The sequence below is a fragment of the Serpentinimonas sp. SSL01 genome, from assembly GCF_056323735.1.
The window spans coordinates 1552777-1574944 of the sequence record NZ_CM150487.1; the positions used below are offsets into that span (position 1 = coordinate 1552777).

26 protein-coding genes are annotated in these 22168 nt (G+C 67.3%); 5 read left to right on the plus strand and 21 right to left on the minus strand.

The features are described from left to right. Positions 1-71: 71 nt before the first annotated feature. The 3 genes from ACVMK0_RS07290 to ffh all read right to left on the minus strand — a co-directional run bounded on the left by ACVMK0_RS07290 (position 72) and on the right by ffh (position 2406). A complete protein-coding gene (locus ACVMK0_RS07290; RefSeq protein WP_045535952.1) occupies positions 72-269 on the minus strand; it encodes a hypothetical protein in 198 nt (65 codons plus the stop codon). A 32-nt stretch (positions 270-301) separates the two neighbouring features. Further along, a complete protein-coding gene (locus tag ACVMK0_RS07295; RefSeq protein WP_197539327.1) occupies positions 302-934 on the minus strand; it encodes a hypothetical protein in 633 nt (210 codons plus the stop codon). A gap of 74 nt (positions 935-1008) precedes the next feature. Then, positions 1009-2406 (minus strand): signal recognition particle protein, encoded by a 1398-nt coding sequence (gene ffh / locus ACVMK0_RS07300; RefSeq protein WP_476463397.1) that lies wholly within the window; start codon positions 2404-2406, stop codon positions 1009-1011. 34 nt (positions 2407-2440) lie between these two features. On the opposite strand from ffh, the gene ACVMK0_RS07305 reads away from it, so the two are divergent. From ACVMK0_RS07305 to ACVMK0_RS07320, 4 genes are read left to right on the plus strand one after another with little or no spacing between them, the layout of a single operon-like run. Further along, positions 2441-3241, plus strand: a complete 801-nt coding sequence (locus tag ACVMK0_RS07305) for a cytochrome C assembly family protein (protein WP_250960134.1) — start codon at positions 2441-2443, stop codon at positions 3239-3241. Continuing rightward, positions 3238-3504: a PP0621 family protein gene (locus ACVMK0_RS07310; RefSeq protein WP_045535956.1), complete on the plus strand. Its 267-nt coding sequence runs from the start codon at positions 3238-3240 to the stop codon at positions 3502-3504. The genes ACVMK0_RS07305 and ACVMK0_RS07310 overlap by 4 nt, the downstream gene beginning before the upstream one ends. Further along, positions 3470-5215, plus strand: coding sequence for a sensor histidine kinase (locus ACVMK0_RS07315; protein WP_476463398.1), 1746 nt, complete (start codon positions 3470-3472; stop codon positions 5213-5215). The genes ACVMK0_RS07310 and ACVMK0_RS07315 overlap by 35 nt, the downstream gene beginning before the upstream one ends. 35 nt (positions 5216-5250) lie before the next feature. After that, positions 5251-6750 (plus strand): sigma-54-dependent transcriptional regulator, encoded by a 1500-nt coding sequence (locus ACVMK0_RS07320; RefSeq protein WP_476463399.1) that lies wholly within the window; start codon positions 5251-5253, stop codon positions 6748-6750. A 19-nt stretch (positions 6751-6769) separates the two neighbouring features. On the opposite strand, the gene ACVMK0_RS07325 is transcribed toward ACVMK0_RS07320, so the two are convergent. From ACVMK0_RS07325 to ACVMK0_RS07385, 13 genes are all read right to left on the minus strand, one after another. Beyond that, entirely contained in the window at positions 6770-7582 is an 813-nt protein-coding gene (locus ACVMK0_RS07325; protein ID WP_250960129.1) for an energy transducer TonB, read from the minus strand. Positions 7583-7626: 44 nt separating this feature from the next. Next, on the minus strand, positions 7627-8106 hold the full coding sequence (locus ACVMK0_RS07330) for a biopolymer transporter ExbD (protein ID WP_250960128.1): 480 nt from the start codon (positions 8104-8106) through the stop codon (positions 7627-7629). Positions 8107-8127: 21 nt separating this feature from the next. Further along, entirely contained in the window at positions 8128-8850 is a 723-nt protein-coding gene (gene tolQ / locus ACVMK0_RS07335; protein ID WP_045535961.1) for a protein TolQ, read from the minus strand. Next, the gene (gene ybgC / locus ACVMK0_RS07340) at positions 8847-9296 is read right to left on the minus strand and encodes a tol-pal system-associated acyl-CoA thioesterase (RefSeq protein ID WP_250960127.1); all 450 of its coding nucleotides are present in this window, start codon (positions 9294-9296) and stop codon (positions 8847-8849) included. The genes tolQ and ybgC overlap by 4 nt, the downstream gene beginning before the upstream one ends. Positions 9297-9308: 12 nt before the next feature. After that, complete coding sequence (gene nusB, locus ACVMK0_RS07345) at positions 9309-9881, minus strand: transcription antitermination factor NusB (protein WP_476463400.1); 573 nt, start codon at positions 9879-9881, stop codon at positions 9309-9311. Further along, positions 9878-10348: a 6,7-dimethyl-8-ribityllumazine synthase gene (gene ribH / locus ACVMK0_RS07350; protein WP_250960125.1), complete on the minus strand. Its 471-nt coding sequence runs from the start codon at positions 10346-10348 to the stop codon at positions 9878-9880. The genes nusB and ribH overlap by 4 nt, the downstream gene beginning before the upstream one ends. A 1-nt stretch (position 10349) precedes the next feature. Continuing rightward, positions 10350-11483 (minus strand): bifunctional 3,4-dihydroxy-2-butanone-4-phosphate synthase/GTP cyclohydrolase II, encoded by a 1134-nt coding sequence (ribBA, locus tag ACVMK0_RS07355; RefSeq protein WP_250960124.1) that lies wholly within the window; start codon positions 11481-11483, stop codon positions 10350-10352. After that, on the minus strand, positions 11480-12100 hold the full coding sequence (locus ACVMK0_RS07360) for a riboflavin synthase (RefSeq protein WP_250960123.1): 621 nt from the start codon (positions 12098-12100) through the stop codon (positions 11480-11482). Before ACVMK0_RS07360 ends, ribBA begins: the two co-directional genes overlap by 4 nt. 6 nt (positions 12101-12106) lie before the next feature. Further along, positions 12107-12556 (minus strand): transcriptional regulator NrdR, encoded by a 450-nt coding sequence (nrdR, locus tag ACVMK0_RS07365; protein WP_045535966.1) that lies wholly within the window; start codon positions 12554-12556, stop codon positions 12107-12109. Positions 12557-12568: 12 nt separating this feature from the next. Next, on the minus strand, positions 12569-13813 hold the full coding sequence (gene glyA / locus ACVMK0_RS07370) for a serine hydroxymethyltransferase (RefSeq protein ID WP_476463401.1): 1245 nt from the start codon (positions 13811-13813) through the stop codon (positions 12569-12571). A gap of 98 nt (positions 13814-13911) precedes the next feature. Beyond that, positions 13912-14883: a lytic transglycosylase domain-containing protein gene (locus ACVMK0_RS07375; RefSeq protein WP_476463402.1), complete on the minus strand. Its 972-nt coding sequence runs from the start codon at positions 14881-14883 to the stop codon at positions 13912-13914. A gap of 619 nt (positions 14884-15502) precedes the next feature. Beyond that, positions 15503-15955, minus strand: coding sequence for a DUF1841 family protein (locus ACVMK0_RS07380; RefSeq protein ID WP_476463403.1), 453 nt, complete (start codon positions 15953-15955; stop codon positions 15503-15505). Between the two features lie 43 nt (positions 15956-15998). Further along, the gene (locus ACVMK0_RS07385) at positions 15999-16637 is read right to left on the minus strand and encodes a trimeric intracellular cation channel family protein (RefSeq protein ID WP_476463404.1); all 639 of its coding nucleotides are present in this window, start codon (positions 16635-16637) and stop codon (positions 15999-16001) included. Between the two features lie 68 nt (positions 16638-16705). Between ACVMK0_RS07385 and ACVMK0_RS07390 the strand changes: the two genes are divergently transcribed. Beyond that, positions 16706-17323 (plus strand): ParA family protein, encoded by a 618-nt coding sequence (locus ACVMK0_RS07390; protein WP_034110270.1) that lies wholly within the window; start codon positions 16706-16708, stop codon positions 17321-17323. Between the two features lie 19 nt (positions 17324-17342). On the opposite strand, the gene ACVMK0_RS07395 is transcribed toward ACVMK0_RS07390, so the two are convergent. The 5 genes from ACVMK0_RS07395 to ACVMK0_RS07415 all read right to left on the minus strand — a co-directional run bounded on the left by ACVMK0_RS07395 (position 17343) and on the right by ACVMK0_RS07415 (position 22103). After that, on the minus strand, positions 17343-17852 hold the full coding sequence (locus tag ACVMK0_RS07395; protein WP_045535971.1) for a tRNA (cytidine(34)-2'-O)-methyltransferase: 510 nt from the start codon (positions 17850-17852) through the stop codon (positions 17343-17345). Between the two features lie 86 nt (positions 17853-17938). Beyond that, positions 17939-18694 (minus strand): ComF family protein, encoded by a 756-nt coding sequence (locus ACVMK0_RS07400; protein ID WP_476463405.1) that lies wholly within the window; start codon positions 18692-18694, stop codon positions 17939-17941. Positions 18695-18728: 34 nt separating this feature from the next. Beyond that, positions 18729-19745 (minus strand): ketol-acid reductoisomerase, encoded by a 1017-nt coding sequence (gene ilvC / locus ACVMK0_RS07405; RefSeq protein WP_045535974.1) that lies wholly within the window; start codon positions 19743-19745, stop codon positions 18729-18731. A gap of 64 nt (positions 19746-19809) precedes the next feature. Then, positions 19810-20301, minus strand: coding sequence for an acetolactate synthase small subunit (gene ilvN, locus ACVMK0_RS07410; RefSeq protein ID WP_045535975.1), 492 nt, complete (start codon positions 20299-20301; stop codon positions 19810-19812). A 23-nt stretch (positions 20302-20324) separates the two neighbouring features. Continuing rightward, the gene (locus tag ACVMK0_RS07415) at positions 20325-22103 is read right to left on the minus strand and encodes an acetolactate synthase 3 catalytic subunit (RefSeq protein ID WP_476463406.1); all 1779 of its coding nucleotides are present in this window, start codon (positions 22101-22103) and stop codon (positions 20325-20327) included. Between the last annotated feature and the right edge of the window lie 65 nt (positions 22104-22168).

A 22168-nucleotide genomic window follows, 5' to 3' on the forward strand; every position in this document is an offset into this window, starting at 1 on the left:
GCGGGGCCTGGGCTCTGGGGCTGGGTGGGGCGGCGGGCGCTTGGGCTGGCGTGTGGCTGAGGGGATGCAGCCTAGTCGGGGCTGCGCTCGACCAGCCAGGCCAGCAGCGCGATCAGCAGCGCCCAGAGCGTGAACATGGCCAGCGCAAACAGCGGAATGCCCCACCACTTGACGCTGCTGTCCCACAAGGCGATGAGCGGAAAGTTGAACACCAGCGCAGCGGCCGCAAACAGGGCCAGCAAGCGCTGCGAGAGCAAAGAGGGGTTCATGGCGGGCGTCCTCGAAGGGGCAGGCAGGGAATCTAGGGCTTGTTGTTGCTTGGGGGATGCAAATAGCGCGCATCCGACCACGTGGCCAGCCACTGCGGCGCGAAGGCCACAAACACCGCCACCAGCATGCCGGTGATAAAGGCGTCTCCCCAGGCCATGAGCCAGCGCGCCACCACGGCTTGCACAAAATCGTGCGAACCGGTCATGGTGTGTGCGAGCTCAAACAGCACCCCGGCCACGAACACCGCCAGCGCCGTGCCCAAAAAACCGCGCCCCAAGGTGTAGATGAAGATGTGTGGCGGCAGCCAGTGCCGGATGGCGGCACCGATGAAAAACGCCAGCGTCGCCGGCACCAGCCCCATCCAGAACCACTGCGACAGCGCACTGGCTGCGCCAGCGTCGCCCAGCAGCCATACCAGCACCCCCACCAGCGCCAGCACCGGCACAGCCAGCGGCCAGCCCAGCATCAAAAGCACCAGGCAGGCGCCAGAAAACTGCACCGGCAGCCCGACCGGCAGGTGCTGCGGCACCAGCCACAAGGCCGGCAGCAAGGCCAAGGTGCCCAGCACGGGCGAGATCAGCGCCCCGCCGGCGAGCAGCCGCCAAGGCCGCATGGCCAGCGCCAGCGCCAAGGCCAGCGCGCCCAGCAGCGCCTCGGCCCACAACAGCGCGCCCCAGCCGCTGCCTGCCATCGTTGCCGCCAGATTGGGATCCAAAGCCGCTCCTGTGGTGGTGCCGCCTAGCCGCGCTGCCCCGGAAACTTGGGCAGGCCCATGCCGCCCAGCCCGCCGCCGCCCATGCCGCCCAACTGCTTCATCATCTTCATCAGGCCGCCGCCTTTCATTTTTTTCATCATGCCCTGCATCTGCTCGAACTCCTTGAGCAGCCGGTTCACTTCCTGCACCTGCACCCCGGCCCCGGCGGCGATGCGGCGCTTGCGTGTGGCTTTGATGAGTTCGGGCTTGCGCCGTTCTGCCGCTGTCATGCTGCAGATGATGCCTTCTTTGCGCCGCACCTCTTTGTCGGCCCGGTCCATGTCGGCGACACCGGCTTTGGCCGAGAGCTGGCTGGGCAGTTTGTCAATCAGGCCCGCCAGGCCGCCCATTTTTTTCATCTGCCGGATCTGCTCCAGAAAATCTTCGAGCGTGAAGCTGGCGCCGCTCTTGACCTTGGCGGCAAAGGCCTGCGCCTGCGCCACATCGACCCCGGCCGTGACCTGCTCGACCAGCGCCACGATGTCGCCCATGCCCAAAATGCGGCCGGCGTGGCGCTCGGCGTCGAAGGCCTCGAGGCCGTCGAGCTTTTCGCTCACGCCGGCAAACTTGATTGGCACCCCGGTCACGGCGCGCACCGACAGCGCCGCGCCACCGCGGGCGTCGCCATCGAGCTTGGTGAGCACGATGCCGGTGAGCGGCAGCGCCTCCTTGAAGGCGCGCGCGGTGTTGACCGCGTCTTGGCCCTGCATGGCATCGACCACAAACAGGGTTTCGATGGGTTTGAGCGCGGCGTGCAGGGCCTGGATTTCGGCCATCAAGACGGCGTCGATGGCTAGCCGGCCGGCGGTGTCAACCAGCAGCACATCAAAGTGGTGTTTGCGCGCGTAGTCGAGCGCGGCAAGGGCGATGTCGAGCGGTTTCTGCTCGGGCGTGCTCGGGAACCACTCGGCGCCGGCCTGCGCCGTCACGGTCTTGAGCTGCTCGATGGCGGCGGGGCGATAGACGTCGCCCGAGACCGTGAGCACTTTCTTTTTGCGCCGCTCGATCAGGTGGCGCGCCAGCTTGGCGGTGCTGGTGGTCTTGCCCGCGCCTTGCAAACCGGCCATGAGCACCACCGCCGGCGGTTGCGCCGCCAGATTGAGCTCGCCGGCCGTATCGGCGCCCATGGTGGCCGCGAGTTCTTTGTGGATGATGCCCACCAGCGCCTGCCCCGGCGTGAGCGAACCCACCACCTCGGCGCCCAGCGCTTTGGCCTTGACGCGGGCGATGAAGTCGCGCACCACCGGCAGGGCCACGTCGGCCTCGAGCAGCGCCAGCCGCACCTCGCGCAGCATGTCGGCAACGTTGTCTTCGGTGATGCGCGCCTGGCCGCGCAGCTCTTTGACCAGGCGTGAGAGTTTTTCGGTAAGGGCTGAGGCCATGCGGGCAATCGTGGGCTGGGTTTAAACTCCGAGCATGATACTCGCCACAAGCCCTTGGTGGAGCACTGCGCCCGCGGTGGGTGCGGCGCTGGGCTACCTCGTGCTGGCCTGGGGCTCGCAGCGGCTCGGGCGTGGACCCACCAGCGGCCTGATGCTGGCGGTGTGGTTGCTGCATGGGCTGGCGCTGCTGGCGGCGCTCGCCGTCACACCGGCGCGCTTTGGCTTTGCCACCACGCTGTCGGTCACGGCTTGGCTGGTGCTCACGGTGTATGCAATCGAAACCCGGCTCTACCCGCAACTGGCCACGCGCTGGACTTTGGCCGGCCTGGGCGCCCCAGCGGTGTTGCTGGCGCTGCTGTTTCCGGGGCAGACTTACCCTGCCCTGCTCTCGGGCTGGCTGCCGCTGCACTGGGCCTTTGGTGTGGCCTCTTACGGTTTGCTGGGCGTGGCGGTGGCACACGCCTGGATGATGCAACGCAGCGAGCAGCAGATGCGCAGCGGCCAGCCCTCCAACCAGGCCCTGCCGCTGCTGATGCTTGAGCGCATCACCTTTCGCTTCGTCGGTGCCGCCTTTGCGTTGCTCACCCTCACCTTGTTTGCCGGGGTTTATTTCTCGTGGCTGCTGCACGCCAGCGGCTGGGCTTGGACGCACAAGACCGTTTTTACCCTGCTATCCTGGGTTGTGCTGGGGGTGCTGCTGCTGGGGCGCTGGCGCTACGGCTGGCGGGGTTGGCGTGCGGCGCGCATGCTCTACCTGGCAGCGGGCCTGCTGCTGCTGGGCTATGTGGGTTCGCGCTTCGTGCTCGAAGTGCTGTTGCAGCGGGTGCCGGTATGAAGTACGCCTTGGTCGCGCTGGTGCTGGTGCTGGCGTTTTTCATCTGGCGCCACAAGCGGCGCCAGCGCCTGCGCGAGCGTGAGCAACACCAGGCGGCGCAGGCGCAAGCGGCGGCACGCAAACAGCAGGAACAGACTCTGGCCGCCCCGGTCCAGATGGTGCAGTGCCACCACTGCGGCCTGCACCTGCCGCTGAGCGAGGCCACCCCAGGGGCGCTGGGGCACTACTGTGACCACGAACACCGCCAGCGCGTCGAAGGCTAAAGCCAGCGCGGCGGCTGACGCTACGGGTTTTGCCCCGACCTGGTTTGTGCCGGCCCCTGAACCGCCTGTGCCCAGCGCGTTCAACTTCGAGACCACGACCGAATCGAGTGCCCGGCTGTGGCGTTACTTCATGGCGGCGCGGCTGCTGGTGGCCCTCGGATTGCTGGCTTGGCTGGCTTGGGCCCAAGCCCAGGGCCAGGCGCCGCTGTGGCTGCTGCTGCTGTGCGCAGCCTACCTCGTTTCTACCGCTGCCGTGCTGCGCTGGAGCCACCCGGCCCAAGCCGATTCGTTCTGGGCCCCGGGCTGGCTGCTGACCCTGTGGGTCGATCTGGCTTTTTTTGGCCTGCTGCAATGGACACACGGCGGCAGCGTGAACTACATGCCGCTGTTTGTGCTGCCGGTGTTGCTCGCGGCGGTGCTCGGGCCGCTGCGGCTGGCACTGGGCAGCGCGGCCTTTGCCACCCTGGTGTTGTTGTTCGATGCCGTGGCCGGAGAGCTGCTGCGGCCGCAGCACGCCGCCACCTATGCCCAAGGCGCCATCAGCGGCGCGGGCTTGTTCTTGGTGGCACTGCTGGTGCACCAGCTGGCGCAGCGCTTGGGGCGCGAGCAAGCCCAAGCCAGCAGCCACCGCGCCATGGCCGACGCGCAGGCGCAGGTGAACCAGATCATCGCCACCGGACTGAGCGAGGGCGTGCTGGTGATCGATGCGCGCGGCCAGATCTGGCACGCCAACCCGGCCGCTTGCGCCATGCTGGGCGCGGCCGGCGAGCAGCCACCCTACCCGCTTTTGCCCACCCTGCCGGCTTGGCCCTTGCTGTCGAGTTGGGCCCGCGCCCTGCTTTTACAGGGCAGCCACACGAGCTGCACCATGCGCCTACCGAGGCCAAGCGGGGAGCCCCTGCAGGTGCAGCTGCGCGCCCACCTCAACTGGCCGGCGCCGGGCAGCCCAGCGCAGCCCACCTGCGTCATATTTATGGAAAGCCTGCGCGACATCGAGGCCCGCATCCGCACCGAAAAGCTCGCGGCCATGGGCCGGGTGTCGGCGGCGGTGGCGCACGAAATCCGCAACCCGCTGGCCGCCATCAGCCAAGCCAACGCGCTGCTGGCCGAAGAAGCCCTGCAGCCGGCGCAGCAACGCCTGAGCCTGATGATCGGGCACAACGCCAAACGCCTGAGCCGCACCGTCGATGACATTCTGGAGCTGGCCAAGCTGCCGCCGCGCTCAGACTGGGCGCTGCCGCTGCTGCCACTCGATGCCGAGACAGCCGCCATCGTGACCGACTGGCAAACCGTCAACCCACACTGCAGCTTAAACTGGCAGCCGGGCGCGCCCTTGGCCGAGGTGCATTTTGAAGCCGAGCACCTGCGCCGGGTGGTGGTCAATTTGCTCGACAACGCGCACCGCCACGCGCCCCCGGGCGGCCCGGCGCTCCAAGTGAGCAGCCACCATACCCCCGATGCGATCTGGCTCGAGGTGTGGAATGCCGGCCCGCCCATGCCCGATGAAGTTGAGCAGCACCTGTTCGAGCCCTTCAACTCCTCGCACAGCCGCTCCAGCGGGCTGGGTTTGTATTTGGCGCGCCAGTTGTGCCAGTTGTACCGCACGCAGCTAGACTACCAGCAGCAGACACGCCTAGGCAGTGGCGGACACCGCTTTGTGCTGCGCTGGCCTGTGCCGCCCAACCCCTCCAGCGCGCCGATCCCCCAGTAGCCATCCGCTGACAAACGCACACCATTCGCCTTACCATGCCTGCCACCGCCTCTGGACCCAGTTTGCTCGTGGTCGACGACGAGCCCGATTTGCTCACGCTCTACGAGCTGACGCTGAGCAAAAGCGGGCACCGGGTCGCCGCGGCCAGCGATCTGGCACAGGCGCGCGCGCTGCTGGCCACACAGCGCTTCGATGCCCTGATCACCGACATGCGCCTGCCCGATGGCTTGGGGCTGGAGCTGGTGCGCGAACTGGCCCAAGCGGGGCGCGCAGAAAAAACCATCGTCGTCACCGCCTACGGCTCGGCCGAGAACGCGGTGCAAGCGCTCAAAGCCGGCGCCTTCGACTACCTGACCAAGCCGGTCGAGCCGGCGCAGTTGCGCGCCGCCGTGGCCAACGCCCTGCAAGCCGCGCTGCCGCCCTGCAACGCCGCCGTGCCCCAGCCTGCAGCGGGGGCCGGGCTGGGCCGGGGTGAGGAATCAGAGCCTGCGACTGACGAACCCCGGCCCAGCCCGGCTCCCGCTGCTGGGCCAAGTGACGACCAGGGCGAAAAATCGGAGCCGACCGACCCCGACCTGGCACCGCTGGTAGGCTCCAGCCCCGCCATGTGTGCGCTGCGCGAGCGCGTGCAGCGGGTGGCGCGCAGCATGGCGCCGGTGCTGGTGCTGGGCGAATCGGGCACTGGCAAAGAGCTGGTGGCGCGCGCGCTGCACCGCTGCAGCCACCGCGCTGGCGGGCCCTTCGTCGCCGTCAACTGCGGCGCCATCCCCGACACCCTGCTCGAAGCCGAATTCTTTGGCGTGCGCAAAGGCGCCTACACCGGCGCCAACGCGCACCGCGAGGGCTACTTTCAGGCGGCAGCAGGCGGCACCTTGTTTTTGGATGAAATCGGCGATCTGCCGCTGGCCATGCAGGTCAAGCTGCTGCGCGCGGTGCAAGAGCGGCGCGTGCGCAGCCTGGGCGCCACCGACGACGAAGCCACCGATGTGCGGCTGGTCAGCGCCACCCACCTCGACCTGGCGGTGGCCGTGCGCGAAGGGCGCTTCCGGCAAGACCTGTATTACCGCCTCAACGTCATCGACCTGCACCTGCCGCCATTGCGCGAGCGCCTTGCCGACCTGCCCGAACTGGCCGCCGCGCTGCTGCAGCGCCTGAGCGAACGCAGCGGCCACCACAGCACCCCGGTGCTCAGCGCAGCGGCGTTGGCGCGCCTGGCCCGCCACCCGTTCCCTGGCAACGTGCGCGAACTGGAAAATCTGCTCGAGCGCGCGCTGGCGCTGCACCCCGGCCCCGTGCTAGAGGTCGAGGCCGTCGGGACGCCGCCACCCAGCGCCTTACACACGGCAACTGCGGCGGCTGCAGCACCCGCAGAAAGCCCCGACGAACACGCCCCCACCCGCGAGCAACTGCAGGCTTGGCTGAACCAGCACCGCTGGAACCAGTCGCGCACCGCGCGCCAGCTCGGCTGGACCTTGGCCAAGCTGCGTTACTGGATGCAGCGCCACGGTTTGGCCGATACGAGCCCACCCCCATAACATCGTTGCGCCCAGACCCTCAGTCTTGCGGCCTAAAGCCCAAGATGAGCACGCTAGGCACGCGGCCATCGACGTCGCGGGGCAGGCGCCCCGTGCGTTCGATCGCCCGCAACACCGCCGCATCCCAGCCGGCATGGCCGCTCGATTGCAGCAAGCGGGCGCTCAGGATGGTGCCATCGGGCAGCGCGCGCAACTCGACCTCAGCGCGCGGATTGGCGCTGAGGATATCGGTGAAAACGATGTTCGGCCGTATCGCCGCCGCCAAGCGGTTGGCGTAGCCGGGTGAGGGGCCGGCTGCAACGGTGGCTGTACCGGGTGCAGCGGGCGCAGCCGGCGCCGCAGTCGCCGCCCGGCCCATGATGCGCTCGATGTTGCGCTGGCGCTCGGCCTCGAGCTGGGCTTCTAGTTCGCGCTGCTGGCGCGCTTGCTCGGCGGCGCGTTGTTGTTGCTGGCGCTGCTCGAGCCGCTCGCGCTCGCGCTGCTGCTCGAGTGCGATGGCTGCCGGGTTGGGCGCAGGCGCCGGGGCCGGTACACGAACCTGGGGCGGCGTGGGTGCAGGCGCGGGCGGCAGAGGTGGCGGTGGCGCAACCGGTGGCTCGAGCGCGGGCGGGGCCACAGGCACTGGCGCGGCTGGCGCCACAGCCGCTTGGGGCAACTGCGGCAGCTGCGCCCACAGCTCGGCCTGCACCGCCTGCACGCTGGGCTCTTGCTGCCAGCTCACGCTGGCGCTCAAGGCAAGCAGCAGCAGCGCGTGTATCGCCAGCGCCAGCGCCAGCGGCAAGCGCCAGCGGCCGGGGGCCGGGGGGTTGAGGTCGGGTGGGGTTGCGTGCATCCCGCGCGGTCAGGCTGTGCTCAGGGGGTTTTCAGGGGCGGTGTTCAGGGCGTGGCTTCTTGTACGGCCAGCCCGATGCGCGCCACCCCGGCGCGCTGCAGCGCGTCCATGGCCTCAATCACCGTTTCGTAGCGCAGGCTGCGGTCGGCGCTGATGATCACCGGTGCCGCTGCGGGTGCGGGTGCTGTGGCCGCATCCGCCGCATCAGCGGGCGCAGTGGCGGCAGCGGCTTGCAGGGCCAGCACCCGGGCCGGCAGCTGCTCCAGCGTCAGCGCCTGCGCTGGGCCGGTGGCGGTGCTGTCGCGCAACTCGATCTGACCTTGCGCGTCGATCACCACGTGGATGAAGCGCTCGGGCTGGCGCGCCGCTTGGCCGACGCCGGGCAGCTCGATTTGGCCGGGAACGATCAGCGTGGCCGTCACCATAAAAATGATCAGCAACACCAGCATCACGTCGATGAACGGCACCATGTTGATCTGGCTCATGGTGCGGCGGCCTCGGCCACGGGCGGCAACGGCGGGCATGGTGCGCGGTGCTCCGTGTGCTCAGCGCCCGACCGCCGGGGCCACCGGCACCGACGCGCCCGGTTGGCCTTGGGCGGCGACGTTGCGCTGCAAGATGTTGGAGAACTCGTCGATGAAGCTCTCCATGCGGTTGGCGGCGCGGTCGATGTCGTGCGCGAAGCGGTTGTAGGCCACCACGGCGGGGATGGCGGCAAACAGGCTGATAGCGGTGGCCACCAGCGCTTCGGCGATGCCGGGCGCGACCACTGCCAACGTGACTTGCGCCATGGCACCGATGCCGGTGAAGGCGTGCATGATGCCCCAGACGGTGCCAAACAAACCCACGTAAGGCGCCACCGAGCCCACCGAGCCCAAGAACGACATATTGGCCTCGAGCGCATCGACCTCGCGCTGCAGGCTGGCGCGCATGGCGCGGCGGGCGCCGTCGAGCAGCGCGTCGGGCTGGCTGACGCGGCGGTCGCGCAGCTTGTGGAACTCGCGCATGCCGCTGGCAAAGATGCGCTCGGTCGGGCTGGCATCGGCAGCGCGTTGCAGCGCCGCTTGGTAGAGCTCGTTGAGCTGGCCGCCAGACCAGAAATCGCGCTCGAACTCGTCGCTTTGGCGTTGCACGCGGCGCAGCAGCAGACCTTTGCGAAAAATCGCCGCCCAGCTCAGGATCGAGGCCAGGATGAGCAACAGCACCACCGCCTGCACCACCCAGGTGGCTTCGAGCATCAGTTGGATGACGGAAAAATCCGGTTTCATGATTGATTCAGCAAATGGACCAAGGCCGGCGGCAGCCGCAGCGGTCTGAGCGTGGCGGCATCGACCCAGCCAATGCGGATGGTGGCCTCGCACAGCAGCTCGGCCACCGTGGGCTCATGCGGGGCGGCGGCCTGGCTGGGCTGCGGCGGCCACAGGCGCGCCTCTTGGTGAAGTGTCAGGGCGGCGCGCCCGAGTTCCGTGACGCGCGCACTCACTTGCAACAAATCGTCGAGCCGCGCCGGGCGCTGGTAGCGCAGCGCGGTCTCGCTGACCACGAACACGCCCCCGGTCTGCTCGCGCAGGCGCTGCTGCTCCAGCCCGAGGCTGCGCAACCACTCGGTGCGGGCGCGCTCGAAAAACTTGAGGTAATTGGCGTAAAAAACGATGCCGCCGGCGTCGGTGTCTTCCCAATAGACGCGCACCGGCCAGTGAAAGGGTTGAGACATGGCTGTGCGGCTTCAGGCAGATGGCGCCGGCAGCGGGCGCACAGGCGCCGGTGGGGGGCTGCGGTTGGGGCGGGCGGCGTCGCGCTGCACCTCGGCGCTGCGCCACTGCGGCGCCAGCTGGTTGAGCACGCCATTCACGTATTTGTGGCCGTCGGTGCCGCCAAAAGATTTGGCCAGCTCGATGCACTCGTTGAGCACCACGCGCCAAGGCACGTCGAGGCAGTGCTGCAGCTCGTAGGCCCCGATCCACAGCACCGCGTGCTCGATCGGCGACAGCTCGACCAACGGCCGGTCGAGCAGCGGCTCCAGCGCCACGTCGAGCGTGGGCGCGCTGGCGATGCAGCCGTGCAGCAGCGCGTCGTAGTGCACGCTGTCGGCCTTATGAAAACCGCTGAGCTCGCGCGTGAAGGCGTCGATCTCGGCCGCGGCGTTGCGCCCGACCAGATGCTGATAGAGCGCTTGCACGGCAAATTCGCGCGCCCGGGTGCGCGCCGATTTGTCGGCTGCCTTGCGCGGCTTGGGGGCCTCCGGGGCTGCAGCAGGGGCCGCTGCAGAGCCCGCTTCCGGGTGCACGGGTGCGGTCATGGGCTCACCCACTGCTGCAGCAGGCGCGCCATTTCCACCGCCACCCGGGCCGCGTCCACCCCTTTGTCCACTTGGCGCGCTTGCGCTTGCTGCAGGTTTTCGGTGCTCAGCACGGCGTTGGCCAGCGCAATGCGGTGGTCCAGCGCCACCCGGCTGATGCCGGCAGCGCTCTCATTGCAGACCAGCTCGAAGTGGTAGGTTTCACCCCGAATCACGCAGCCCAGCGCCACCAGCGCGTCGAAGCGCCCGCTGGCGGCCAGCGCCTGCAGCGCCAGCGGCAGCTCGAGCGCGCCCGGCACTTGCACCTGCTCGATCTGCTCGGGGGTCACGCCCAGGCGCAGCAACTCGGCACGGCAGGCTTGGGCCAGCGCGTCGGTCACGTCGAGGTTGAAGCGCGCCTGCACCAGCGCAACGCGCAAGCCCTGGCCGTCGAGCGCGGCGGCCCGGCCTTTGTCTGCACCCAGCATCTCAATGTCCTTTGTTCAAAAAACCGCTCACTTCCAGCCCGTAGCCGGTCATGCTCGGCATGCGCCGGGGCGCACCCAGCAGGCGCATTTTGTGCACCCCGCAGTGGCGCAAAATTTGCGCCCCGATGCCGTAGGTGCGCAGGTCCAGCCCACTGCGACCGCGCTCGGGCGCTTGGGTGGCGCGGGCCGTGCCCTCAAACTGCGCCAGCAGCTGCTCGGCGCTCTCGCCGCAGTTGAGCAGCACCACCACGCCGCGCCCCTGCGCGTCCATGTGGCGCAGGCTGGCCTCGAGCGACCACGAGTGCATGGCGCGCCCGACTTCGAGCGCATCGAGCACGCTCAGTGGCTCGTGCACGCGCACGCAGACCTCGTCTTGTGGCGCCCAAGTGCCCTTGACCAGCGCCAGATGCAGCGCCGGGCTGGTCTGGTCGCGAAAGGCGTGCGCGGTGAACTCGCCGCTGGCGGTGAGCAGGCTGCGACTGCCGATGTGCTGCACCAGGCTTTCGGTGCGGCTGCGGTGCTCGATCAGGTCGGCGATGGTGCCGATTTTGAGCCCATGCACGGCCGCAAAGCGCTGCAGGTCGGGCAGGCGCGCCATGCTGCCGTCGTCGTTCATGATCTCGCAGATCACGGCGGCAGGGCTGCAACCGGCCAGCGCGGCGAGGTCGCAGCCGGCTTCGGTGTGGCCAGCGCGCAGCAGCACGCCGCCATCCACGGCTTGCAGCGGGAAGATGTGGCCCGGCTGCACCAGGTCGGCCGGGCGCGCCTCGGGGGCCACGGCGGCTTGCACGGTGCGCGCGCGGTCGGCGGCCGAGATGCCGGTGCTCACGCCCTCGGCGGCCTCGATCGAGACCGTAAAGGCCGTGCCCATTTTGGTGCCGTTGCGCGCCACCATGGGTGGCAGTTGCAGCCGCTCGCAGCGCTCGCGCGTGAGCGTCAGGCAGATCAGGCCGCGGCCAAAGCGCGCCATGAAGTTGATCGCCTCGGGCGTGACGTGGTCCGCGGCGAGCACCAGGTCGCCCTCGTTTTCGCGGTCTTCTTCATCGACCAAGATCACCATGCGGCCGGCGCGCAGTTCGGCAACGATCTCGGCCACGGGCGCAATGGCGACCGGTTCGGGGCTGGGTGTGTTCATGTAGGGGTTTTGAGCATGCGCGCCACGTAGCGCGCAATCAGGTCGATTTCGAGGTTGACCGGCTGGCCGGCCTGCAACTGGCCCAGCGTGGTGTGGCTGAGCGTGTGCCCGATCAGGTTGAGGTGGCACTCGCAGCCCTCGGGGCGGTCGTACACCGCGTTCACGGTCAGGCTCACGCCGTTGACGGTGAGCGAACCCTTGCTGGCCAGATACGGCGCCAGCGCCGGCGGGGCCAGCAGGTGCAGCGCCCAGCTCTCGCCCACCGGGGCAAAGTGCAGCACACGGCCCACCGCATCCACATGCCCGGTGACGATGTGGCCGCCGAGCCGGTCTTGGGCGCGCAGCGCTTGCTCCAGATTGACCGCGCCCGGGCGATCGAGGCCGGCCGTGTGCGCCAGCGATTCGGCCGAGACCTCGACCGTGAACTGGTGCGCTTCCAAGTCGAGCGTGGTCACGGTCATGCAAGCGCCGTTGAGGGCGATGCTGTCGCCCAAGCCCACCCCGGCCAAATAGCCCGGCGGGGTTTGGATGCACAGGCGCTTGCCGTGCTGCGCCGTAGCGCCTAGCGGATGGACGGCGGTGATGCGCCCCACCCCGGTGATGATGCCGGTGAACATAGGGCGCTATTGTCGCACTTCATCGACCAGGGTCTTGAACTCGTCGATGTCTTGGAAGCTGCGATAGACGCTGGCAAAGCGGATGTAGGCGACCTGATCGATTTTTTTGAGCTCGCGCATCACCATCTCGCCCAGCCGCTGCGAGGCCACCTCGCGCTGCCCGAGTTGCAGCAGGGCTTCTTCGATGCGCTCGATGGCGGCGTCGATCTGTTGTGTGCTCACCGGGCGCTTGCGCAGCGCCAAGGCAAAGCTGGCGCGCAGCTTGGCGGCGTCGTAGTCGATGCGCCGGCCGTCTTTTTTGACCACCAGCGGCAGCGCCAGCTCGGGCCGCTCATAGGTGGTGAAGCGCTTGTCGCAGGCCGGGCAGCGGCGCCGTCGGCGCACGTGCTGCCCGTCTTCAGCCACCCGGGTTTCGGCCACTTGGGTGTCGGGGTGGCTGCAAAAAGGGCATTTCATGCCCGGCCCCCATCAGCCATAGACCGGGAAGCGCGTGGTCAGGGCGTGCACTTGGGCGCGCACCGCTTCCAGCGCGGCTTCGTCGCGCGGGTGGTCGAGCACGTCGGCCACCAGGTTGGCGGTCAGGCGCGCTTCATCGTCTTTGAAGCCGCGCGTGGTCAGGGCCGGGGTGCCGATGCGCACGCCGCTGGTGACCATCGGTTTTTCGGGGTCGTTGGGGATGGCGTTTTTGTTGATCGTCATGTGCGCCCGGCCAAGCACCGCCTCGGCCTCTTTGCCGGTGATGCCCTTGGCGCGCAGATCGACCAGCATGACGTGGCTTTCGGTGCGCCCGCTGACGATGCGCAGGCCGCGCTCGGTCAGGGTCTGGGCCATGATCTGGGCGTTGCGCAGCACCTGCTGCTGGTAGGCTTTGAACTCGGGTTGCAGCGCCTCTTTGAAGGCCACCGCCTTGGCGGCGATCACGTGCATCAACGGCCCGCCTTGCAGGCCCGGGAAGATGGCGCTGTTGATGGCTTTTTCGTGCTCGGCCTTCATCAGGATGATGCCGCCGCGCGGCCCGCGCAGGCTCTTGTGCGTGGTTGAGGTCACGACGTCGGCGTGCGGCACCGGGTTGGGATAGACGCCGGCGGCGATCAGTCCGGCGTAGTGCGCCATATCGACCATAAAAATCGCCCCCACCTCTTTGGCGACGCGGGCAAAGCGCTCGAAGTCGATGCGCAGGCTGTAGGCCGAGGCCCCAGCGATGATCAGCTTGGGCCGGTGCGCGCGCGCCTTGGCCTCCATCGCGTCGTAGTCGATTTCCTCGAGCGCGTTGAGGCCGTACGAGATGGCGTTGAACCACTTGCCGCTCATGTTGAGCGCCATGCCGTGCGTCAGGTGCCCGCCTTCGGCCAAGCTCATGCCCAAAATGGTGTCGCCGGGCTTGAGGAAGGCCAGAAACACCGCTTCGTTGGCCGAGGCACCGCAGTGCGGCTGCACGTTGGCGGCGTCGGCCCCAAAGAGCTGCTTGAGGCGATCGATGGCCAGTTGCTCGGCCACATCGACGTGCTCGCAGCCGCCGTAATAGCGCTTGCCCGGGTAGCCTTCGGCGTATTTGTTGGTCAGCTGCGTGCCTTGTGCCGCCATCACCGCTGGGCTGGCGTAGTTTTCGCTGGCGATGAGCTCGATGTGCTGCTCTTGGCGCAGGTGTTCGGCTTGGATGGCGGCCCAGATTTCGGGGTCGGTGTGGGCGATGGTGGTGGAGCGGGAGTACATGGATGGCGGTGATTGGGGGGCCGTTTTTTGGCCGTTTTTTGGCCGATTGGGGGCCGTATTTGGGCTGATGTGCAGACCTTGCAGGGCCCCCGATTTTATCAGGAGGGCAGTGATTGCGCCGGGTAGGGGCTGGTGTCGGCCGGGGCCTTGGCTTCGCGTTCGGCGGCCGTAAGCGGGGCGATGTCCAAGGTGGCGGGGGCCACGGCATCGGGCACCACACCAGGCGCGGGCATTTGCGCGGCGTCGGTGACAGCGGACGGGCTGCTGGCGCTGGCCGTGACCAAAGTGCGCCGCTGCCCGGCATTGAAGCCCACGCGCTGCCCCGCAGCCACGCGGTGCAGCCGGTCGCGCTCCGAGAGCACGCGGTCGATGTAGTCGCGCCCGTCGGTGCTCACCGCGCCCACATACAAGCGCAGCCCGCCCTCGATCGAGCCGGAGCGGCGGATGGTGTCGCGCAAAATCATGGCACCCACGCGTAGGTTGGTGAGCGGGTCGAACACCGCCAGCTTGCCGCCAAAATCTTCGAGCTTGGCGCTGTGCACCCGCGTCATCACCTGCATCAAGCCCTGCGCGCCCACGGGGCTGGCGGCAAAAGGGTTGAAGCGCGACTCCATGGCCATCACGGCCAAGATCAGTTTCGGGTCCAGATCGAGCTGCTCGCCCACCACGTAGGCCTCGGCCACCAGCGCGCTCATCGGCTCTTTGGCCACCCGGTATTTGCGGCTCAACCAGTCGGCCACGCGCTGCTGCTGGCCGGTCAGGTCACTCGGATCGGCCACGGTCACGCGCTCGATCGCACCGGGTTCGACCGTCACCTCTAGTGCGGCCAACTGGCGCTGCAGCAGCCAGTCCAGGGTGTGGTACTCCAGCCCTTGGCGCAACTGGGGCTGCAGGGCCAGCGCGCCCAGAGCCAGCACCAGCGCCAGCCCGAGCAACAGCAGGCTGCCTCGGCCCAAGCGCAGCAGGCGCTGCAACCAGGAGGCGGCGCTGCGCTGGGCGAGCGCGTCGGGTGGGCTTTGCAGCGCCGTGTCAGAAGGCCCAAAAAAACGGGCCAAAGTGGATGCAGTCAAGGCAACTCCTTTAACGCTGCCCAAGCTCCAAACCCAGCGCAAAGCGGTGCGCATTGGGGGCTTGAAATGGGCAAACGTGGGTTGGGCCGAAGCGGCACCGTGAGGGCGCCAGCTCGGCAGTCTCTGGGGCAAACGGGCCTCGAGAGCACGGCACCAGGGCGAAGATGCGCGGATGGTAGGGGCCTCAAAATGCCTTGTCAAGACTTTAGAATATATTTTTCATGATTTAAATGCATATAAAGATCGCGCCAACGGCTCGGGCGCAGGCTTTTAGGACGGGAAGCCGAGTCAAAAAGCGCAAAAATATTCATCGACAAAAATTTTTCGATAGTGAAATTTTTCTGCTCGGCCAGCCCCCGATCGGCTAAAGTGAAGTCGTTGGCTTTGGCGCCTTGATTTTTACAGCCCTAGCCGACCACTGCCCGCGCTGTAGGTTTCTCTCAGCGCCCGGCAACTGGAACGCAAGCAATCCCTTGCTTGCGACGCGGTGCGACAAACACACTCCGCCGCGTCACCGGGCTCGAAGTGTCTTCGGCCCAACGGCCTCGGTGGGTGCAGCCTGCCGGGGCCGTTTGCGTTTGGGGCCAGCGCTTAATAGCCCGAAATTTATGGCCCGCGCTCAGTCCGCCGTGGCGCGGCGGCGCACGTGGTCGAGGTAGGCGGCGCCATCGGGTGGGCGGCCGCTGCGCTGACTCTCCCAGAGCATGCGCCCCAGGCACTCCATCACCTCGTGCTGAGCCGCGTGCACGCTGCCCCGGCGCGCCGTCAGCAGCTCCACCGCCTGCCGGATGCCCGGTGGCTGGTCGATCGAGCACTGCTCACTGATGCTCAGGTGCATGGACAAGTGCAAAAAGGGGTTGTCGCGCGGCGGCACCTGAACTTGCCCCGGCCCCGGCCCCTGCATGGCCTGCAAGGCGGCATCGAGGTCGGCCAGCTCGGCGTGGTACTCGGGGTGGCGCTCGATCCACTGGCCGGCCAGCACCTCGATCGGCTCGAGCGCCGCTTGCTGGCCCAGTTTGGCATAGACGCCGCAAAAAAAACGCCGCACATCGGCTTGTGAGGGTTCAAACATCGCCCGATTGTCGCCCCTGCTCACCCCGGATGCAGCGGCGCCTTCAGATTTTCCAAGGCGGCACCACCCAATTGCGCCACAGCGCCAGCGCGCGCAGGCCAAAAGTGACCACCACGCACAGCAGCATCGCCTGCTCGGACGAACCGCTCCAGTGCCACCAACCCACATAGACCCAGCCACCCACGAAGGCACAGATCGCATAGGGTTTGTGGTCGTTGAAGGCGCTGGGGATTTCGTTGCACACCACGTCGCGCAGCACGCCGCCAAACACGCCCGTGACCACGCCCATGAGCACGGCCACCAGCTCGGGCATGCCCACGGCCAGCGCTTTGCTCACGCCGATGGCAGCGAACAAGCCCAGCCCCAGCGCGTCGGGCCACTGCATGGCGCGCTCGGTGGGCGCAAAATGGCGCTGGCGCATGAACAGCACCGCCAACAGGCACAGAATCAGCAGCACCCAGAGCCAATGCTGATGCTCGACCCAAAAGAACGGGCGCTGATCGAGCAGCAAATCGCGCAACGTGCCGCCGCCAAAAGCGGTCAGAAAGGCCACCGTGAACACCCCGACCAGATCGAGCCGCTTGTGCGCCGCCGCCAGCAAGCCCGACAGGGCCCCGGCCAGCACGGCCCCAGACTCGATCACGACGTTCAAATGTTGAAACCAGTGCAGCAGCTCTTGCATGGGGAGGGTGAAGTGAAGGGGGGTGCTGGTGGTAGAGTCGGCCAACCGCATACGTTTGGAGCAACCGCATGACCGTGATCGTCGTCGCCAACCCCAAGGGCGGAGTGGGCAAATCCACTCTGTCCACCCAAGTGGCGGGCTATCTGGCTCGGCGCGGACACACGGTGCTGCTGGGCGACTCGGACCGGCAGCAGTCGGCCAGCCGCTGGCTCGCCTTGCGGCCCAAGCAGGCGCGGCCTATTGTGACATGGGACGCCAGCCACAACGACAACCTGAAACCGCCACCCGGCACCACCCACGTGGTGCTCGACACCCCCGCCGGCCTGCACGGGCGCGACCTGAAAGAGGTGCTCAAGCGCGCCGACAAGCTGCTGATTCCGCTGCAACCGAGCGTGTTCGACATCATGGCGACGCAAGACTTCGTGGCCGAGCTGCAAGAGCGCCGGCGCAGCGTGGGCTTGCCGATCGGGGTGGTGGGGATGCGGGTCGATGCGCGCACGCTCTCGGCCGAAAAGCTGCGCGCCTTCGTGCAAGGGCTCGAGCTGCCGGTGCTCACCTATCTGCGCGACACGCAAAACTACATCAACCTCGCCGGCCAAGGGCTGACGCTGTTCGACGTGGCACCCGGGCGGGTGCAGCGCGACCTCGAGCAGTGGCTGCCGATCTGTCGCTGGCTGGAGCAATAGGCGCCCCAGCCGTTGGCTTTCAGCCGGGCGCGGGGATTGGACCGGGTACAGCGGCAGCCGGCTCGCCGCCAGCAAAACCCTGCTGGCGCCAGGCCTCAAAGGCCACCACCGCCACCGCGTTGGACAAATTCAGGCTGCGCTGGCCCGGCCGCATCGGCAGGCGCAGGCGCTGCTCCGGCGCGATTTGCGCCAGCAGTTCGGGCGGCAAACCGGCCGTCTCGCAACCAAACACGAAGCAATCGCCGGGCGCGTAACGCGGCTCGAAGGCCGAGCGCTGCGCCAGGCTGCTGAACGCAAACAGCCGCTGCGGGTCGGGTTGCTGCTGCGCCAGAAACGCGGCCCAGTCGGCATAGCGGCGCACGGCGGCGTACTCGTGATAATCCAGCCCGGCGCGGCGCAGGTGCTTGTCGTCCATGGCAAAACCCAGCGGCTCGATCAGGTGCAGGGCGCAGCCGGTGTTGGCGCTCAGGCGGATGGCGTTGCCGGTGTTGGGCGGGATTTCGGGGTGAACCAGGACGAGGTTGAACATGGGGGTGCGTAGGGCTGAGGTTTGCTCACTTCAGAGGCCGGGCGGCAATTGAGCGCACCCAAAGGGAGCACATGAGCGATTGCCTCTTAATCAAGGCGGTTGAGCTCGGCTTCGGCCTGGGTTTCGTCGCCCCCTTGCAGCGGCGCCGGGGTGCGGGCAAACACCAAGGCGCTGACCCGGGCGGCGCCGGCGTCGAGCAGGTGCCGGGCGGCGGCTTGCAGCGTGGCCCCGGTGGTGAGCACGTCATCGACCAGCACCCAGTGCCCACCCTTGAGCGCGCTGCGCTGGCGCGGGTTGACGGCAAAGGCCTGCTGCGCATGGGCCAGGCGCGCGGCGCGGCCCAGTTCGTGCTGCACCTGCTGGGTCTCGCGGTGCAGCAGGGCCGTGGGCAAGGCCGGCAGGCCGCTTGCGCGCTGCAACTCGCGCACCAGCTCCCACGCCTGGTTGTAGCCGCGCTCGGCCTGCCGGGCCGGGCTGAGGGGGATGGGCAGCAGGCCGTCGGCCTGCGTGAGCAGATCGTGCGCCAGCGGGTTTTGCAGCATCAGCTGCGCCAGCGCATGGGCCCAGGCGGGTTGGGCGCGAAACTTGAACTGCGCCACCACATCGACCCACGGCCACTCGTAGCTCACGCGCGCCACGCACTGCGCCAGCGGGCCCGGGCCGGCTTCGGTGCAGCGACTGCACAGCGCCAGCCCCGGTGCCAGCGCCAAGGCGCATTGCGGGCAGCGCGGCAGCAAGCGCGCGTACTGGCCGCAGCAGTCGGGGCAGACGGCTTCGCGGCCCCACGTGCGGCAGACGGCGCACAGGGTGGGTAGGGGCAGCCGGTGCAACAAGCGCAGCATGGTCGGCTGGCCCCAAGCCCGAAGCCACTAGACTTTAGTTGCGGCTCTGGTCCACCAGCTTGTTTTTGGCGATCCAGGGCATCATGGCGCGCAGTTGCCCGCCCACGACCTCGATCGGGTGTGCCGCCGTGTTGCGCCGCCGCGCCGTCATGCTCGGGTAGTTCAGGCTGCCTTCTTGGATGAACATCTTGGCGTAGTCGCCGTTTTGGATGCGCTTCAAGGCATTGCGCATGGCCGCGCGCGACTGCTCGTTGATGACTTCGGGGCCGGTGACATATTCACCGAACTCGGCGTTGTTGCTGATCGAGTAGTTCATGTTGGCGATGCCGCCTTCGTACATCAGATCGACAATCAGCTTGAGCTCGTGCAGGCACTCGAAGTAGGCCATCTCGGGGGCGTAGCCGGCTTCGGTCAGGGTTTCGAAGCCCATTTTCACCAGCTCGACCGCGCCGCCGCAGAGCACGGCTTGCTCGCCAAAGAGGTCGGTCTCGGTCTCTTCTTTGAAGCTGGTTTCGATGATGCCGGCCTTGCCGCCGCCGTTGGCCATGGCGTAGGAGAGCGCCAGATCGCGCGCTTTGCCGGATGGGTCTTGGTGCACCGCCACCAGGTGCGGCACGCCGCCGCCTTGGGTGTAGGTGTTGCGCACGGTGTGGCCGGGGGCTTTGGGGGCGACCATCCAGACGTCGAGGTCGGCGCGCGGGTTCACTTGGTTATAGTGGACGTTGAAGCCGTGGGCAAAAGCCAGCGAAGCGCCTTTTTTGATGTGGGGCTCGATCTGGTTTTTATAGACGGCGCCGATCTGCTCATCGGGCAGCAGCACCATCACCACGTCGGCGGCGGCCACGGCCGCGTTCACTTCTTGCACTTGCAAGCCGGCCTTGCCGACCTTGTCCCACGAGGCACCGCCCTTGCGCAGGCCCACCACCACTTTAACGCCGCTGTCGTTGAGGTTTTGCGCGTGCGCGTGGCCTTGGCTGCCGTAGCCGATGATGGCCACGGTCTTGCCCTTGATCAGGCTGAGGTCACAGTCTTTGTCGTAGAAAACTTTCATGCTCGAGGCTCCAAATGAAAAGGGGGTTGATGATACGGGGTGATACAGGGTTGGAGCGGGCTGTTCAGACCCGCAAAATGCGTTCGCCGCGGCCGATGCCGCTGGGGCCGGTGCGCACGGTCTCGAGGATCGCGCTGCGCTCGAGCGCCTGCAAGAAGGCGTCGTTCTTGCCTTGGTCGCCGGTGAGTTCGATGGTGTAGCTTTTGTCGGTGACGTCGATGATGCGGCCGCGGAAGATGTCGGCCATGCGCTTCATCTCCTCGCGCTCCTTGCCCACCGCGCGCACCTTGACCAGCATCAGCTCGCGCTCGGTGTAGGCGCCTTCGGTCAGGTCCACCACCTTGACCACTTCGATCAGGCGGTTGAGGTGCTTGGTGATCTGCTCGATCACTTCGTCGGAACCGGCGGTCTGGATCGTCATGCGCGACAGCGACGCGTCTTCGGTCGGGGCCACGGTGAGCGACTCGATGTTGTAGCCGCGCGCCGAAAACAGCCCCACCACCCGCGACAGCGCGCCGGCTTCGTTTTCCAGCAAAACGGAAATGATGTGTTTCATGCTCTGCACTCCAGTTCCGGGCTTCAAAGGTCTTCGCTGCCGAGCAGCATTTCGGTGATGCCCTTGCCGGCCTTGACCATCGGGAACACGTTTTCGGTCGGGTCGGTGCGAAAGTCCATGAACACCGTGCGGTCCTTGAGCGCGCGTGCCTCGCGCAGCGCCGGCTCCACGTCTTGTGGGCGCTCGATCAGCATGCCGACGTGGCCGTAGGCCTCGGCCAGCTTGACGAAGTTGGGCAGCGCGTCCATGTAGCTGTGGCTGTAGCGGCCCGAGTATTCGATCTCTTGCCACTGGCGCACCATGCCGAGGTAGCGGTTGTTGAGCGACAAAATTTTGATCGGCGTTTCGTACTGCAAGCAGGTGGACAGCTCTTGGATGCACATCTGCACCGAGCCTTCGCCGGTGACGCAGAACACCTCGCTCTCGGGCCGCGCCAGCTTGATGCCCATGGCGTAGGGGATGCCCACGCCCATGGTGCCCAGGCCACCGGAGTTGATCCAGCGCCGCGGGCGGTCAAACTTGTAGTACTGCGCCGCCCACATCTGGTGCTGCCCGACGTCGGAGGTGACGTAGGCGTCGGCGTCGCGGGTCAGGTTCCACAGGGTTTCGATCACGCGCTGCGGCTTGATCACGTCCGGGTTGCTGTCGTCGTACTTCAGGCAGTCGCGGCTGCGCCAGCCCTCGATGGTCTGCCACCAGTCGGCCAGCGCGCGGCCGTCGGGGCGCAGCGGGCTTTCTTGCAGCATGGCGATGAGCTCGGTCAGCACCTCGCGCACGTCGCCGACGATCGGCACATCGACCTTGACGCGCTTGGAGATGCTCGAGGGGTCGATGTCGATGTGGATGATCTTGCGCTCGTTTTGCGCAAAGTGCTTGGGGTTGCCGATCACCCGGTCGTCAAAGCGCGCGCCCACCGCCAGCAGCACGTCGCAGTTTTGCATGGTGTTGTTGGCCTCGAGCGTGCCGTGCATGCCGAGCATGCCCAAAAAGCGCCGGTCGGTGGCCGGAAACGCCCCCAGCCCCATCAGGGTGTTGGTGACCGGGAAGCCCAGCAGATCGCACAGGGTGCGCAGCTCGGGCACGGCGTTGCTCAGCAGCACGCCGCCACCGGTGTAGATGTAGGGCCGCTTGGCCGTCAGCAGCAGCTGCAGCGCCTTGCGGATCTGGCCGCCGTGGCCCTTGCGCACCGGGTTGTAGGAGCGCATCGTGACCGATTCTGGGTAGCCGTTCCAAGCGGTTTTCTTGAACGACACGTCTTTGGGGATATCGACCACCACCGGGCCCGGGCGGCCGCTGCGCGCCAAGTAAAAGGCCTTTTTGAGCGTGAGCGCCAGATCGCGCACGTCTTTGACCAAAAAATTGTGCTTGACGATCGGGCGCGTGATGCCCACGGTGTCACACTCTTGGAAGGCGTCGAGCCCGATCGCCGCCGTGGGCACCTGACCGGTGATGATCACCATCGGGATGCTGTCCATGTAGGCGGTGGCGATGCCGGTGATGGCGTTGGTCACGCCCGGCCCCGAGGTGACCAGCGCCACGCCCACGTCGCCGGTGGCGCGGGCGTAGCCGTCGGCGGCGTGCACCGCGGCTTGCTCGTGGCGCACCAGCACATGCTGGATGGTGTCTTGTTTGTAAAGCGCGTCGTAGATGTAGAGCACGGCGCCGCCAGGGTAGCCCCAGAGGTAGCGCACGTTTTCGGCCTGCAGGGCGCGCACGAGGATTTCGCCCCCCATGAGCTCTTCGGGCGTGCTGGGGTGGCCCGCGCTGGATGCGGGGGCGGATGCGGATGTTTTGATTTCCATGATGATGATGAACCTTTCGGGTATTTCTCTGACGAAAAACCTTGGGTGCCTCTGAGCCAGCCCTT

Bases quoted from the DNA above. Each gene is read 5' to 3' on its own strand.
- glyA (WP_476463401.1), bottom strand. From the start codon at position 13,813: ATGTACTCCCGCTCCACCACCATCGCCCACACCGACCCCGAAATCTGG.
- ilvN (WP_045535975.1), bottom strand. From the start codon at position 20,301: ATGAAACACATCATTTCCGTTTTGCTGGAAAACGAAGCCGGCGCGCTG.
- ribBA (WP_250960124.1), bottom strand. From the start codon at position 11,483: ATGAACACACCCAGCCCCGAACCGGTCGCCATTGCGCCCGTGGCCGAG.
- ACVMK0_RS07385 (WP_476463404.1), bottom strand. From the start codon at position 16,637: ATGCAAGAGCTGCTGCACTGGTTTCAACATTTGAACGTCGTGATCGAG.
- ACVMK0_RS07290 (WP_045535952.1), bottom strand. From the start codon at position 269: ATGAACCCCTCTTTGCTCTCGCAGCGCTTGCTGGCCCTGTTTGCGGCC.
- ACVMK0_RS07380 (WP_476463403.1), bottom strand. From the start codon at position 15,955: ATGTTTGAACCCTCACAAGCCGATGTGCGGCGTTTTTTTTGCGGCGTC.
- ACVMK0_RS07305 (WP_250960134.1), top strand. From the start codon at position 2,441: ATGATACTCGCCACAAGCCCTTGGTGGAGCACTGCGCCCGCGGTGGGT.
- ACVMK0_RS07330 (WP_250960128.1), bottom strand. From the start codon at position 8,106: ATGCCCGCCGTTGCCGCCCGTGGCCGAGGCCGCCGCACCATGAGCCAG.
- ACVMK0_RS07310 (WP_045535956.1), top strand. From the start codon at position 3,238: ATGAAGTACGCCTTGGTCGCGCTGGTGCTGGTGCTGGCGTTTTTCATC.
- ACVMK0_RS07325 (WP_250960129.1), bottom strand. From the start codon at position 7,582: ATGCACGCAACCCCACCCGACCTCAACCCCCCGGCCCCCGGCCGCTGG.
- ribH (WP_250960125.1), bottom strand. From the start codon at position 10,348: ATGCTGGGTGCAGACAAAGGCCGGGCCGCCGCGCTCGACGGCCAGGGC.
- ACVMK0_RS07395 (WP_045535971.1), bottom strand. From the start codon at position 17,852: ATGTTCAACCTCGTCCTGGTTCACCCCGAAATCCCGCCCAACACCGGC.
- ACVMK0_RS07400 (WP_476463405.1), bottom strand. From the start codon at position 18,694: ATGCTGCGCTTGTTGCACCGGCTGCCCCTACCCACCCTGTGCGCCGTC.
- ybgC (WP_250960127.1), bottom strand. From the start codon at position 9,296: ATGTCTCAACCCTTTCACTGGCCGGTGCGCGTCTATTGGGAAGACACC.
- ACVMK0_RS07415 (WP_476463406.1), bottom strand. From the start codon at position 22,103: ATGGAAATCAAAACATCCGCATCCGCCCCCGCATCCAGCGCGGGCCAC.
- ACVMK0_RS07320 (WP_476463399.1), top strand. From the start codon at position 5,251: ATGCCTGCCACCGCCTCTGGACCCAGTTTGCTCGTGGTCGACGACGAG.
- tolQ (WP_045535961.1), bottom strand. From the start codon at position 8,850: ATGAAACCGGATTTTTCCGTCATCCAACTGATGCTCGAAGCCACCTGG.
- ffh (WP_476463397.1), bottom strand. From the start codon at position 2,406: ATGGCCTCAGCCCTTACCGAAAAACTCTCACGCCTGGTCAAAGAGCTG.
- ACVMK0_RS07360 (WP_250960123.1), bottom strand. From the start codon at position 12,100: ATGTTCACCGGCATCATCACCGGGGTGGGGCGCATCACCGCCGTCCAT.
- nusB (WP_476463400.1), bottom strand. From the start codon at position 9,881: ATGACCGCACCCGTGCACCCGGAAGCGGGCTCTGCAGCGGCCCCTGCT.
- ilvC (WP_045535974.1), bottom strand. From the start codon at position 19,745: ATGAAAGTTTTCTACGACAAAGACTGTGACCTCAGCCTGATCAAGGGC.
- nrdR (WP_045535966.1), bottom strand. From the start codon at position 12,556: ATGAAATGCCCTTTTTGCAGCCACCCCGACACCCAAGTGGCCGAAACC.
- ACVMK0_RS07390 (WP_034110270.1), top strand. From the start codon at position 16,706: ATGACCGTGATCGTCGTCGCCAACCCCAAGGGCGGAGTGGGCAAATCC.